The following is a 13,560-nucleotide window of genomic DNA, read 5'->3' as shown; positions in this document are numbered from 1 at the left end:
AACCTCACAACGCTGTCCAACCGCCATCGACCGAGATCGTGGTCCCGGTGATCTGCGCTGCCGCATCCGAGCACAGGAAGATCGCGGTGCCACCCAATTGCTCGACAGTGGCGAATTCTTTCGAAGGTTGCCGTTCAAGCATCACGTTCTTGATCACGTCCTCACGGCTCATGCCGTATTCCTTCATGGTGCCTGGGATCTGTGCCTCGACCAATGGTGTCAGGACGTATCCCGGGCAGATCGCGTTGCATGTGATTGGCTCCTGCGCGGTTTCCAGCGCCACGGTTTTGGTCATACCAACCACGCCGTGTTTTGCCGCGACATAGGCCGCCTTGAACGGGGATGCCGTCAACCCGTGTGCCGAGGCGATATTCACAATACGTCCCCACCCGGCCTTCCGCATCATTGGCAGCGCGGCGGCCATCGTATGAAAAGTCGAGTTCATGTTGATCGCGATGATCGCATCCCACTTTTCGACCGGAAACTGATCAACCGGCGCGACATACTGAATGCCCGCGTTGTTCACCAGAATATCACAAGCCCCCGCCTTTTCGATCAGCGCGCGGCATTCTTCTCCTTTGGACATGTCCGCCTTGATATAGCGTGCACTGGTCCCGGTCTCTTTCGAAATCTCGGCGGCCAGCGCATGATCTTCGTCGCGGTCGGTAAAGGAATTCAGCACCACGTCGGCGCCGGCCTTCGCCAGCTCGCGCGCGACGCCCAATCCGATCCCTGAATTCGAACCGGTGATAATGGCTGTTTTTCCCGAAAGGCTCATAGCCGAACTCCCACAAAATCAACTTTGGCAACACAGTGCCATGCTGCAGCTGCAAAGAAAACGGGGAAACATCCAGGCGGCGCATCCTTTGAAAGACCCGCACAAAAAAAACGCCCGCACGAAGCGGGCGTTAAGTTATTGAGGCAGGTTTCATACAGGCAAGAAACCTATCGAGCAGTGCATCCTTTATAAGCAATTCCGTGCCTTCGTCCAAGCTAAAAGTTTGAAAATAAGAAAAATCATCGCTACGATGAATCCCAACAAAATAAGGCCAGAGCAGGATTGTTTCCAAAATGAGCCCCGATTTTCTACGCCCCGTTCGTCCATTGATCGCGGGAATCACTGCACTTTTGAGCACGTCAATTGCCCATGCAGAATCGACCCATGGCATAGCTATGTATGGTGACCCGGCCTTACCACCGGATTTTGTGTCCCTGCCCTACGCAAATCCGGACGCGCCAAAAGGCGGGAAAGTCGTGTTCGGAAATACGGGCGGCTATAACAGTTTGAACCCGTTCGTGCAAAAAGGCAGCTCGCCTTGGCAATTGCGATTTTGGACCCATGAGGGCCTGATGGGTCGATCCTGGGACGAACCTTTCACTCTTTACGGGCTGTTAGCCGAATCAGTTGAGACAGCGCCGGACCGGTCCTGGGTCGAATTCACCCTGCGTGAGAACGCCGAATTCTCGGATGGTACGCCAGTCACAGTGGATGATGTCATCTGGTCGTATGAGACTTTGGGCACCGAAGGTCATCTGCGTTATCGCGGGCTGTGGAGCAAGATCGACAGCATCGAACAAACCGGTCCCCGCTCGGTGCGCATCACCTTCAACGAGCCCGACCGCGAGCTTGCCCTGATCGCAGGCCTGCGCCCGATCCTGCAGAAAGCCCAGTGGGACGGTAAGGATTTTGCCAATGCCGGATTGCATGACATTCCGGTCGGAACCGGGCCCTACGTCGTCGACAGCTATGAGGCCGGTAGATACGTGAACCTCAAGCGGAACCCGGATTATTGGGGCACTGATATCCCATTCCGTAAAGGCACCATGAATTTGGACGAAATGCGGATCGAGTTCTACGGCGACGGTACTGTTCTATTCGAGGCATTTAAAGCCGGAGAACTGACTGCGGTTCGTGAATTCAATGCCGACAAATGGGCCAATCAATACAATTTCCCGGCCGTCCAGCGCGGCGATGTGGTCAAGACCGAGATCCCGCACGGCAAGCCCTCGGGTATGACCGGTTTTGTCATGAACACCCGCAAAGCGCCGTTTGACGACTGGCGTGTCCGCGAGGCGCTGACGCTGGCATTCAATTTCGAATTCATCAACGACACGATTACCGGCAACGCGCAGCCGCGTATCTCATCCTATTTTTCGGGCTCGGACCTTGCGATGCAACCCGGCCTGGCAAGTGATCGTGTGGAAGAGCTGTTATTGGCGTTCAAGGACGACCTGCCGCCCGGAACGCTTGAAGGCTATACCTTGCCGGAAAGTGACGGATCGGCCCGCAACCGCTCAAACATCCGCGCCGCAACTAAACTGTTGGCTGAGGCGGGCTGGACCATCCAGGATGGCGTGCTGCGGAACGAAAACGGCGATGCCTTTACCCTGACCGTGTTGCTGCAACAGGGCGACACCGAAAGCGAAACGGCAATCGAGATCTACACGCGCGCACTGGAACGTCTTGGCATCGCAGTGAGCACGGAACAAGTCGACAGCGCCCAGTTCACCAGCCGTACATCCGAGCTGGATTTCGACATGACCTATTTCCGTCGTGCGTTGTCCCTGTCACCTGGCAACGAGCAGCGCCTGTATTGGGGCAGCGAAAACGCGGACACTCCAGGCACGCGCAACTTGATGGGGGTGGCTTCACCCGCTGTGGACGGAATGATTGACGCCATGTTGGCATCGGAAAGTCATGAGGATTTCGTCGCTGCAACGCGCGCGCTTGATCGTGTGTTGACCGCCGGGCGCTATGTCATTCCGATTTGGAACTTTGATGTAGGCCGGATCGCCCACGCCAAGGAACTCAAGCAGCCGGAAAACTTGCCGATCTATGGCGATGGGCCCGAGTACATGCCGCAGGTTTGGTGGTACGAAGAGTAACCGGTCACGCGCGGCTCCAAAAGGACGTAGGCGGAAAACGGCACACAGCCATATGGCACCGCATATTGCGGGTCGAATTTCCGCCGCGCCGACATGTTGCAACTGTCCCTACGTTAAGTGTTCCCTAAAAAAACTCACACAAAAAGCTTTACTGAACGGGCTTTGGCGATATAGCTTGTACATATACTGCAGTGCGCTGCACGAATTGATTATTGCTTTGAAATTCAAAACGTAACTCTTCGTCCGGTGCGCAGCACATCGAATCTACGGACCGGCCTCCACTCACTCAAAAATCAGGTCCGTCTGCCCGTTGCGGATAGGCTGCAACGGGCACTTTCGACCCCGCCAAAAATCAATCCGCCACCCGACCCCGGGTGCGACATTTTGTCATGCCCGAACGCCCCCATCACATACGTACGCTAGTTCTTGGGACGAGCGGTTTGAAACCATGAATACGGAAAGCTGTCTAATGTTGAAATGGACCGATCTGACGCAAGACTGGAGTGCAATGTATACCCGCGCCAAACGGCGCTTTCCAAACCTGCGGGATCAGGACATGGTGCGGTTAAGCCAAGACCGCAAATGTTTCGAAGCTTATCTGGCTGAACGCCATCAACTGACCATGAACGAAGCCCACGAAGAGCTTGAGGACTTTTTGTTCACGGAAGGTTTGAACCGGGAATTCAGCCGGTCGTTAAGTAAGTGATGTCACCCACAGGATCATTGCATCTTCGTCGCTGACCGAGATTACATTGTGACCCATGCTCCCGTCGTAATAGGCGCTGTCGCCGCGGCGCATTTCGACTGGTTCATAAAACTCGGTATAAAGGCGCACAACACCCGTCAGGACATACAAGAACTCTTCTCCGTCGTGGCGGACCCAGCCGTCGAACTCATCCATTGACCGCGCGCGGACACGGGCCCGATAGGGCAACATCTGCTTTTTTGTCAGCGTTTCGGCCAGCAGTTCATGTTCATAGGTGGTTGTGGGATGGGCAGACCCTTCGCCCATGCGCGTCACGGCCATCCGACCGATCACCTGGTCCCGCTGTGGCGCCGTAAACAGCTGCGGCACCGAAATCTCAAGACCGGTCGCAAGCTTTTTCAGCGCGTCATAGGTGGGCGACATCTGACCGTTTTCGATCTTGCTGAGCGTTGAACGCGCCAGACCGGCCTGCGTGGCCGCCTGTTCAAGCGTCCATTTCCGCGCTTTCCGCAGCTCGCGCACACGCGCTCCGAGGTCCAATGGTTCAACTTCCGTATGTTCGCCCGAGTCCCGGGCAATGCGGATCAAAGATGTCTGGTCTTGGGTGCTCATGCGTCATTCTATAGGCGCAGCCTGTCGTGCTTGCAACGCAGCAGTGGTCGCGCTAGCCAGTTGCCATGCTTTCTATTTTTGATCAGGGGCCGCCGCCGGCCTGCCCGTCTCCGTTCAATCTGGCAGCGCATGTACTGCGCTGTGCGGACAGGCTTTCGGACAAGACCGCCCTGTCTGTTCTAGGGTCCTCGGATACCGAGCATTGGACGTATAGCGAGTTGCAGCAGGCCATTCTGGGAACTGGCACAGGGTTGTTGAATGCCGGTTTGAAGCCCGGCGATATCGCGTTGATGCGGCTTGGAAACACGGTCGATTTCCCGATTGCCTATCTCGGAGCGATTGCTGTCGGCATCGTCCCGGTCCCAACGTCATCGCAGCTGACCGAGCCGGAAACAGAGCGCATGATCAAGGATCTCAGACCTGCCGCCATTCTGCGTGACCCACAGGTTGCGTGCGCCGCGCACCCGGTTCAGATTGACCTGTCCAATTTGGCCGGAATGCGTGATCTGCCTGCTGCTGAGTTTCAAATGGGTGACCCGGAAAGGATGGCCTATGTCGTCTATACTTCGGGCACATCGGGAAAACCGAGGGCTGTGGCCCACGCCCATCGTGCCATCTGGGCGCGTCAGATGATGGTGGATGGCTGGTACGGGCTGCGTGAAACCGATCGCCTGTGTCACGCAGGCGCGTTCAACTGGACCTATACCTTGGGCACCGGTCTGATGGATCCGTGGACCATTGGCGCAACGGCTCTTATCCCTGCGCCGGGCACCGATCTGGACGCTCTACCTACCCTGCTACGCCATCATCAAGTCACCATCTTTGCTGCAGCACCGGGCGTATTCCGTAAGGTGGTGAGCTCAACAGACGACCTCGACCTGCCGGAATTGCGGCATGGGTTATGCGCCGGAGAAAAACTGTCACGGCATCTGCATGAACAGTGGGCGCAAGCGACCGGCACTGAACTCTACGAAGCTTATGGCATGTCCGAGTGTTCGACTTTCATTTCGTCCAGCCCGGCGCATCCAGCGCGGTCCGATGCATTGGGACAGCCGCAGCCTGGCCGCCGTGTGGCCATCCTGGGACCTGACGGTCCTGTACCTCAGGGTCAGGAAGGCACCATTGCCGTACACAGGTCCGACCCCGGCCTGATGCTGACCTATCTCAACGCCCCGGACGAGGCCGAAGCCCGGATGCGGGACGACTGGTTCCTGACCGGCGATCAAGGGGCCATGGCCGTGGATGGCCAGATCACCTATCTGGGCCGCGATGACGATATGATGAATGCAGGCGGCTATAGGGTGTCACCGGTTGAGGTCGAGGCGGCGCTGTCCCGATATCCCGGCATCGCGCAGGTCGGGGCTGCGGCAGTCGAGGTCAAACAGGACACATTTGTGATAGCAGCCTTCTATACAGGACCGGAAAAGCTGGACGACGACGCCCTGCGTACTTATGTCGAGGCAAATCTGGCGCGCTATAAGCAACCGCGCGCCTTTATCCATCTGCCTGAACTGCCCACCGGCGGTAACGGGAAACTTCTGCGCCGGGCGCTGCCGGCCTATTTCAAGGCGACCAACCCATGACCGAGACCGTCAAGCTTGATATCATGTCCGACCCGATCTGCCCGTGGTGCTATATCGGCAAGACCCATCTGGACAAGGCGCTGGCGGCGATCCCGGACCATCCGTTTGTGATCGAATGGCATCCATTCCAGTTGAACCCCGACATGCCGGATGCCGGGATGGATCGCCGCGAGTATCTCGAACGCAAGTTCGGGGGCAAGGAAGGCGCGGTGCGTGCCTATGCTCCGGTCGTTGATCATGCTGAGAATGCAGGTCTTAAGATCGACTTCGAAGGCATGGAGCGTACGCCCAACACTCTGGACGCGCACCGCCTGATCCATTGGGCCGGGATTGAAGGCAAACAGAATGCCGTAGTCGATGCGTTGTTCAATGCCTATTTCGTGCAGGCCCGCGATATCGGCGATCATGAGGTTTTGGCGGATATTGCCGATAATGCCGGAATGGACGCAGCGGTCGTTCTGAAACTGCTGAAATCCGATGCAGACCGCGAGGATATCAGCAACCGTGACAGCCATTCCAGGCAGATGGGCGTCAGCTCTGTCCCGACGTTCATCGTTGCCAATCAACATGCCGTCCCCGGGGCGCAACCCCCTGAAATGTGGGAAAAAGTGATTGCTGAAATCATGTCTCAACTTGAGGCTTCCCCTGCAAATTAGCACAGACCTCTGTGCAATTTGACACCTAGCGTCAACTGATTTGCCGTGATAGCGCGAACAGATCAGGAGGGCGTTATGGCCAATCGCATGTCACGGGGTGAGTTCGTAGCACTTGTCGCAATGATGTTTGCGACGATCGCGTTTTCGATCGACTCCATGTTGCCGGCGCTGCCAAATATCGGCGCGCAACTCAGCCCCGACGACGTCAACAAAGCCCAGTTGATCCTGACCTCGTTTGTGTTGGGCATGGGGATTGGCACATTTTTCACCGGTCCGCTGTCCGACGCCTTTGGCCGCAAGCCAGTGATCTATGTCGGATCGGCACTGTATATCATCGCAGCGGCGGTTGCCTGGGCCAGCTCATCACTCGAAATGCTATTGGTCGCCCGTATCTTCCAGGGGATCGGATGTGCGGCCCCGCGCGTGGTGGCCATGGCAATTATTCGCGACCTGTATTCGGGTCGCGAGATGGCGCGGATTGTATCGATTGCGATGATGATCTTCACCTTGGTCCCGGCGATTGCGCCAATGCTTGGTGCCGGCGTGATCGCACTGACCGGATGGCGGGGTATCTTTGCCTCATTCATCCTGTTCTCACTGATCACCATCGCTTGGATGGGCCTGCGCCTTCCGGAACCCTTGTCGGTCGAGAACCGTCGCCCGCTGCGCCTGCCCCTTATACTGGACGCCGCACGCCAGATGTTCACACATCCAACTGTCCGACTGTCGATCTTGGTTCAGACACTGTGTCTGGGCATGTTGTTCACCATGTTGACGATGGTTCAACCGGTCTACGATGTCATCCACGACAGTGCCGACAGTTTTCCGTTCTGGTTCGGGTTCGTGGCGTTGATGGCGGGCTCAGCCAGCCTGTTAAACGCGGCACTCGTTATCAAATTGGGCATGCGCCGGATCGTGACATGGGCGTTGGGTGCGCAGGTCCTCTTTACCACAGCTGTCATCGCCCTAAGTGCGGCAGACCTTTCGCCCACGCTGTCCTTCGCAGTTTTCGTAAGCTGGCAAACTGCGGTCTTCTTTATGGCAGGCATGACTATGGGCAACCTGAACGCCATCGCGATGGAGCCGATGGGCCATATCGCAGGCATGGCGGCTTCGGTGATCGGTGCGATCTCGACCGTGTTTGCTGCCGCGATTGCGGCCCCCATCGGGCAGATGTTCGACGGGTCCATCACCCCGCTGGCTGTCGGTATCCTGGCCATGAGCGCCGCGGGCTTCGGCCTGATGCTGCATATGGGGCGGATCGAAAACAGGCTGCCAGCCTGATCTGTGCAGGAACGGTGAATCAGGCTAACATCTGCTCAATATGAGTGGAGTTTTTCAGTGAGCGACTACTACGATCTTGGCGCATATTCCTGTCCGATAACGACGGCCTCAACAGACGCACAGCTTTGGTTCGACCGGGGGCTGAATTGGACCTACGGCTACAACCACGACGAAGCTGTTGTGTGTTTTCAGCGCGCGCTTGAATTTGACCCTGACTGCGCGATGGCCCACTGGGGCGTGGCTTATGCCGCGGGCCCGAATTACAACCTGCCTTGGAACCTGCTGGATGACCGTGGACGGCGAAAGGCGCTGGCGCTGGCCTATGATGCCACGCAGAAAGCCGTGGCTTTGGCCGAAGGGTGCAGCCCGACGGAACAGGCGCTGATCCGCGCCCTACCCGCACGGTATCCACAGCGCGATCCCGACGACAACATGCATAGCTGGGATCACGATTTTGCCGCCGCGATGCGCGTGGCCTTTGCAGAGCAGTCGGATCACCTCGATCTGCGCACCATCTATGTCGAGGCGTTGCTCAACCTGACCCCTTGGCAGATGTGGAACCTGAGAACCGGTGAGCCCGCTGAAGGCGCAGACACGTTGGAGGCGCAAAAAGCCCTAGAAGACGCAATGGCTGACGATCCGGCAGCCATGTCGCACCCGGGCTTGCTGCACCTCTATGTTCATCTGATGGAGATGTCGCCGACACCAGAAAAGGCGCTGAAGGCTGGGGATGTCCTGCGCACACTGGTTCCAGATGCAGGGCACCTGGTGCACATGCCCACCCATATCGATGTCCTGTGCGGGCATTATCAGAACGTCGTCCATTGGAACGAAAAGGCGACCGAGGCCGATCTGAAGTATTATGAGCGCGAAGGTGCGTTCAACATCTACACAGGCTATCGCCAGCACGACTATCACTTTGCTATCTACGGCGCGCTGTTTCTGGGTCAGATGGAACCCGCCCTGCGTGCCAATCAGGGCATCTGGGACACCACCCCCGAAGAGATGCTGCGCACCGAAAGCCCGCCCATGGCGGATTTTTTCGAAAGCTACATGTCGATGGGGCCGCATATCCTGATCCGGTTTGGCCGATGGGAAGAAGCAAAGGCCCTGCCCTTGCCCAAGGATCAGGACCTCTACCGTACTGTCACCGCAACCACCCATTACGCACGTGCAATCGCCTATGCGGCCACAGGTCAGGTGGCCGAAGCAGAGGCCGAAGAGCAACTGTTCCTTGCCGCTAAGGATCGGGTTCCGGAAACCCGGCTGCTGCACAACAACCGCGTGATCGACTTGCTGGACATCGCCCGCGAAATGCTGCGCGGAGAGATTGAGTATCGCAAAAGCAACTATGACGCCGCATTCGCGCATCTTAGGCGCTCGGTCGAATTGGACGACACGCTGCCCTACGACGAGCCATGGGGGTGGATGCAACCCGCGCGCCACGCGCTTGGTGCGTTGTTGTACGAACAGGGCCACGTGCCCGAGGCCGAAGCAGTGTATCGCGAAGATCTAGGGCTTGGCGGCACTCTGAGCCGCGCCTCAATCCACCCCGACAATGTCTGGAGTTTGAAGGGCCTGCATGATTGTCTGAAAGCACGCGGTGAGACAGTTGAGATCAAATTGATCAAACAACGTCTTGATCTGGCGCTTGCCCGCGCTGACCGGGCCGTCGGGGCCTCGTGTTTTTGCGCGCAGGCAGCAATGAAGGTCGCAGAATGACCCGTGCACTGCTACTGTCTTTGTTGATTTGCGGCCCAGCCCTGGCTGACCGCCAGTCTTTTCCGCCGGTCGATGAAGCAGATCGCGATCCTACCCTCGTGGCCTTTCGGGAGAGTTTGTTGGCGAGCGTGGCCGAACGGGATACCGAGGCCGTGATCGCAGCCGCTTGCCCGGACATCTACCTCAGCCATGGCGGAAATGGCGGGCCCGGGGAGTTCGTCGAGTACCTCGCCCCGGAAACCAGTGACTCTCAAGAAGATCAGATCCGCCAAGCCTATTGGAGAGATCTGGAAACCACCCTGTCCCAACCGGGCTATTTCGACGACGAGGGCGAGTTTTGGATGCCGCATCAATGGCAGATCACTTTGCCTGCCTCATTGGACCCTTACGTGGCCTACTTTGTGACCGGTGAGGACGTCACCCTTCGGCAAGCTGCCGAACCGGGCTCCCCAGCGCTGAGCCTCATCAGCTATGAGATCGTCATCGTCCCGAACTATCGCGACGGTGCCGACTATCAACCGGTGATGCTGACCGACGGCACGCGGGGGTTCATGCACGGCGACTTTCTCTGGCCCATGACAGGCCACCGCGCCGCATTCGTAAAATCCGACGCGGGCGAATGGCAATTGTGCACTTTCGTCAGCGGAGACTAGGCTTTCGCCTTTTTCTTCTTCGCTGCCATGACCTTTTCCGCCAGATCGCGGGCGATGGCGAATGCGCCTTTAATCTTGTCGCTGTCCTTCTTCCAATCGCGTCTGACGACGATCTTGTTGTCCTTGACCTTGGCCAAACCGCGCTGGTTCTGAATGAACTCAACCAAACCCTCCGGCGAGGCGAACTTGTCTTTGTGGAACTGGATTGTCGCGCCTTTCGGCCCGCCATCCAGCTTGGCGATCCCTGCCCGCTTGCACATCGCCTTGATACGCACGACCAGCATCAGGGTATTCACCTCTTTCGGCAGCGTTCCGAACCTGTCAATCAGTTCTGCGGCAAAACCTTCTAGCTCGACCTTGGTCGAAAGCGACGACAGGCGACGATAAAGCCCCAGACGCACATCCAGATCGGGCACGTAATCTTCGGGGATCAGAACCGGCACGCCCAGGTTAATCTGTGGCGCCCATTGGTCGTCGGCTTCCGACAGGCCTTCCATCTCACCGGCTTTGATCTTGGCAATCGCCTCTTCCAGCATCGATTGATACAGCTCATAGCCGACATCGCGCATCTGGCCAGATTGTTCCTCGCCCAGCAAGTTGCCCGCACCACGAATGTCCAGATCCTGCGATGCCAGCGTGAACCCGGCCCCCAGAGTATCCAGCGAGCCCAGAACCCGCAGGCGCTTTTCGGCTGTCGCCGTCAGTTTCTGACGCGGCTTGGTGGTCAGGTACGCATAGGCACGGGTTTTAGACCGCCCTACCCGACCACGGATCTGATAGAGCTGCGCCAGCCCGAACATATCCGCCCGGTGCACGACCATCGTGTTGGCGGTCGGAATATCCAGCCCGCTCTCGACAATCGTCGTAGCCAACAGCACGTCGTATTTTCCGTCATAAAAGGCGTTCATACGATCATCGAGTTCACCCGCCGCCATTTGCCCATGTGCCACCATAAAAGTCAGCTCGGGCAGTTGTTCTTTCAGGAACTCCTCGATCTCTGGCAGGTCGGAGATACGGGGAACAACGTAAAAGCTCTGACCGCCACGATAGTGTTCGCGCAGCAGCGCCTCGCGAATGGTAACCGCGTCGAATTCGCTGACATACGTGCGAATAGCCAGACGGTCGATCGGCGGCGTGCCGATAATCGACAGATCGCGCACGCCGGTCAGTGACAGTTGCAGTGTCCGTGGGATCGGCGTGGCGGTTAGGGTCAGAACATGAATGTCGCTGCGCAGCTGTTTCAGGCGCTCCTTGTGACCGACGCCAAAATGCTGTTCTTCGTCGATGATCAACAGGCCCAGATTGTTGAACCGGATACCCTTGGCCAGCAACGCATGGGTGCCGATCACGATGTCGACGGTCCCGCGCGCCATACCATCACGGGTCTGCTGTGCATCTTTCGCGGACACAAACCGCGACAGCTGCCGCACCTCCAACGGAAAGCCACGGAACCGTTCCTTGAAGCTGGCTGCATGCTGTCGGGCCAGCAAGGTGGTCGGTGCGATCACGGCCACCTGAACACCGGACATCGCGGCGACAAAGGCCGCGCGCATGGCAACCTCGGTTTTGCCAAAGCCCACGTCACCACAGATCAACCGATCCATCGGCGCGCCGGAATGCATGTCCTCCATCACCTCGGAAATCGCGCGCAACTGATCATCGGTTTCCTGATATGGAAAGCGCGCGCTGAACTCCTCCCACGCGTGGGGCGGCGGATCCATGACCGGAGCTTTGCGCAAAGCGCGTTCCGCGGCGATACGGATCAGCTTGTCCGCCATCTCGCGGATGCGTTCTTTCAGCTTGGCTTTCTTAGCCTGCCAAGCGCCGCCACCCAAGCGGTCCAGCAGACCTTCGTCATGACCGTATTTCGACAGCAGCTCGATGTTCTCAACCGGCAGATACAGCTTGGACTGTTCGGCATATTCCAGCAGCAGGCATTCATGCGCAGCACCGGCCGCCGTGACCACTTCCATCCCTATGTATCGCCCGATCCCGTGGTCGACATGCACCACCAGATCGCCCGGGCTAAGCGATTGGGTTTCGGTCAGGAAATTCTCGGCCTTGCGCCGCTTCTTGGGCTGGCGGATGAGGCGGTCACCCAGCACGTCCTGTTCGGCGATCACGGTCAGACCGGGCGTTTCAAACCCGTGCTCAAGCGCCCAGACAGCCAGATGCAATCCGCGTTTGCCAATCCGGGTGCCATTGGTGACAGGGACGGCTTCGGCCAGGCCTTCATCTTCGATCAACCCCGTCAGGCGCTCTCGTGCCCCTTCAGAATAAGACGCAATCAAGACGGGCCCCTTGGCCATCTTGTCGGTGATATGGCTTGCCAAAGCACCAAACAGGCTGATGTTTTCCTGCTGCCGCTCTGGTGCGAAATTGCGGCCGATCCGCCCGCCTGCATCGATCACACCGGGACCGCTGGCCTGAGGCAGCGGGCTGAACTGCATCACCCGCCGGTCCCCGACCGCCTGCTCCCACGCGGCATCGTCCAGATAGAGCAATCCGGGAGGTGTAGGCTTATACACCGTATCCATGCGCGAACGGTTTTCCAGCGCCAGACGCCGCGTTTCATACTGATCGGCTATTGTATCCCAGCGGGCAAGCCGCGTGGGTGTCACCTGATCATCCACAGTGATCGTCGCATCCGGCAGATAATCAAACAGGGTTTCCAGCTTTTCGTGGAAGAACGGTAGCCAGTGTTCGATGCCCTGATGCTTGCGGCCCGCGCTGATCGCCTCATACAGCGGATCATCGGTGCCCGCCGCGCCAAATTCGATGCGATAGTTTTGGCGGAACCGCGTGATGGCGGCGTCATCCAGAATGACCTCGGAAACCGGGGACAATTCGACAACATCCAGCTTTTCGGTCGTGCGTTGCGAAACCGGATCGAACCGGCGCGCGCCGTCCAACACGTCTCCGAACAGATCCAGACGTACGGGACCGGATTCGCCCGGGGGAAAAATGTCGATGATACCGCCGCGAACGGCATAGTCGCCCGGCTCCATCACTGTCGGACTTTGCGTGAACCCCATGCGTACAAGGAAGTTCCGCAACGCCGTTTCGTCGACGCGATGGTTCACGCGGGCGGTAAAAGCAGCCTCGCGCAGTACATCCCGCGCAGGCACGCGCTGGGTCGCGGCGTTCAGGGTGGTCAGCAGGACAAACCGATCCGGCATCTGATGCACCAGTGCCGCCAAAGTCGCCACACGCGCCGCTGCTATGTCGGCGTTGGGCGACACCCGGTCATATGGCAGACAATCCCACCCCGGAAACACAAAGACCGGCATATCGGGGGCGAAGAAAGCCAGTGCGGCCCGCATCGCCTCCATCCGTTTATCGTCACGCGCAACGTGGCAGACCGGCCCGCCAACGCGCGTGATCTCATTCAGAACAAGCTGTGCGTCAAACCCTTCGGGAGCGCCGCCAACCGTCACATGGTTCGGAGCTGTCATCGC

Annotated in this window: 10 protein-coding genes; 7 read left to right on the top strand and 3 right to left on the bottom strand. The window is 58.2% G+C overall.

Going from position 1 to position 13,560, the window contains the following annotated elements:
- Window positions 1-4: 4 nt before the first annotated feature.
- A complete protein-coding gene (locus AC2FLJ_RS09145) occupies window positions 5-778 on the bottom strand; it encodes a 3-hydroxybutyrate dehydrogenase (protein WP_496696548.1) in 774 nt (257 codons plus the stop codon).
- Window positions 779-1,071: 293 nt separating this feature from the next.
- Here AC2FLJ_RS09145 and AC2FLJ_RS09140 point away from each other — a divergent pair, with 293 nt between their 5' ends.
- Together AC2FLJ_RS09140 and AC2FLJ_RS09135 are read left to right on the top strand one after the other, a co-directional pair.
- On the top strand, window positions 1,072-2,886 hold the full coding sequence (locus AC2FLJ_RS09140) for an extracellular solute-binding protein (protein ID WP_496696549.1): 1,815 nt from the start codon (window positions 1,072-1,074) through the stop codon (window positions 2,884-2,886).
- Window positions 2,887-3,355: 469 nt separating this feature from the next.
- Window positions 3,356-3,592, top strand: coding sequence for a hypothetical protein (locus AC2FLJ_RS09135; RefSeq protein WP_058271932.1), 237 nt, complete (start codon window positions 3,356-3,358; stop codon window positions 3,590-3,592).
- On the opposite strand, the gene AC2FLJ_RS09130 is transcribed toward AC2FLJ_RS09135, so the two are convergent.
- A complete protein-coding gene (locus AC2FLJ_RS09130) occupies window positions 3,581-4,204 on the bottom strand; it encodes a helix-turn-helix domain-containing protein (RefSeq protein WP_058271780.1) in 624 nt (207 codons plus the stop codon). The genes AC2FLJ_RS09135 and AC2FLJ_RS09130 overlap by 12 nt on opposite strands.
- Before the next feature lie 65 nt (window positions 4,205-4,269).
- Between AC2FLJ_RS09130 and AC2FLJ_RS09125 the strand changes: the two genes are divergently transcribed.
- From AC2FLJ_RS09125 to AC2FLJ_RS09105, 5 genes are all read left to right on the top strand, one after another.
- On the top strand, window positions 4,270-5,787 hold the full coding sequence (locus AC2FLJ_RS09125) for a class I adenylate-forming enzyme family protein (RefSeq protein WP_496705382.1): 1,518 nt from the start codon (window positions 4,270-4,272) through the stop codon (window positions 5,785-5,787).
- A complete protein-coding gene (locus AC2FLJ_RS09120; RefSeq protein WP_496705380.1) occupies window positions 5,784-6,443 on the top strand; it encodes a DsbA family oxidoreductase in 660 nt (219 codons plus the stop codon). The genes AC2FLJ_RS09125 and AC2FLJ_RS09120 overlap by 4 nt, the downstream gene beginning before the upstream one ends.
- Window positions 6,444-6,518: 75 nt before the next feature.
- A complete protein-coding gene (locus AC2FLJ_RS09115) occupies window positions 6,519-7,727 on the top strand; it encodes a multidrug effflux MFS transporter (protein ID WP_496705378.1) in 1,209 nt (402 codons plus the stop codon).
- Between the two features lie 57 nt (window positions 7,728-7,784).
- Window positions 7,785-9,449 carry a tetratricopeptide repeat protein gene (locus AC2FLJ_RS09110; protein ID WP_496705376.1) on the top strand — a complete coding sequence of 555 codons (1,665 nt, stop codon included), beginning with the start codon at window positions 7,785-7,787 and terminating at the stop codon, window positions 9,447-9,449.
- Window positions 9,446-10,102 carry an SH3 domain-containing protein gene (locus AC2FLJ_RS09105; protein WP_496705374.1) on the top strand — a complete coding sequence of 219 codons (657 nt, stop codon included), beginning with the start codon at window positions 9,446-9,448 and terminating at the stop codon, window positions 10,100-10,102. The genes AC2FLJ_RS09110 and AC2FLJ_RS09105 overlap by 4 nt, the downstream gene beginning before the upstream one ends.
- Here the strand turns inward: AC2FLJ_RS09105 and mfd are convergent.
- Window positions 10,099-13,557 (bottom strand): transcription-repair coupling factor, encoded by a 3,459-nt coding sequence (gene mfd / locus AC2FLJ_RS09100; RefSeq protein ID WP_496705372.1) that lies wholly within the window; start codon window positions 13,555-13,557, stop codon window positions 10,099-10,101. The two genes, AC2FLJ_RS09105 and mfd, sit on opposite strands and share 4 nt — an antisense overlap.
- Window positions 13,558-13,560 lie beyond the last annotated feature (3 nt).

The organism is Ruegeria sp. CDSA034, from assembly GCF_059612275.1.
The sequence above is the reverse complement of the archived record's forward strand: the minus strand, read 5'-3'. Positions and strand labels throughout refer to the sequence as shown.

Coding starts and splice junctions, on each gene's coding strand:
- AC2FLJ_RS09145 (WP_496696548.1), bottom strand. CDS start 778: ATGAGCCTTTCGGGAAAAACAGCCATTATCACCGGTTCGAATTCAGGG.
- AC2FLJ_RS09140 (WP_496696549.1), top strand. CDS start 1,072: ATGAGCCCCGATTTTCTACGCCCCGTTCGTCCATTGATCGCGGGAATC.
- AC2FLJ_RS09135 (WP_058271932.1), top strand. CDS start 3,356: ATGTTGAAATGGACCGATCTGACGCAAGACTGGAGTGCAATGTATACC.
- AC2FLJ_RS09130 (WP_058271780.1), bottom strand. CDS start 4,204: ATGAGCACCCAAGACCAGACATCTTTGATCCGCATTGCCCGGGACTCG.
- AC2FLJ_RS09125 (WP_496705382.1), top strand. CDS start 4,270: ATGCTTTCTATTTTTGATCAGGGGCCGCCGCCGGCCTGCCCGTCTCCG.
- AC2FLJ_RS09120 (WP_496705380.1), top strand. CDS start 5,784: ATGACCGAGACCGTCAAGCTTGATATCATGTCCGACCCGATCTGCCCG.
- AC2FLJ_RS09115 (WP_496705378.1), top strand. CDS start 6,519: ATGGCCAATCGCATGTCACGGGGTGAGTTCGTAGCACTTGTCGCAATG.
- AC2FLJ_RS09105 (WP_496705374.1), top strand. CDS start 9,446: ATGACCCGTGCACTGCTACTGTCTTTGTTGATTTGCGGCCCAGCCCTG.
- mfd (WP_496705372.1), bottom strand. CDS start 13,557: ATGACAGCTCCGAACCATGTGACGGTTGGCGGCGCTCCCGAAGGGTTT.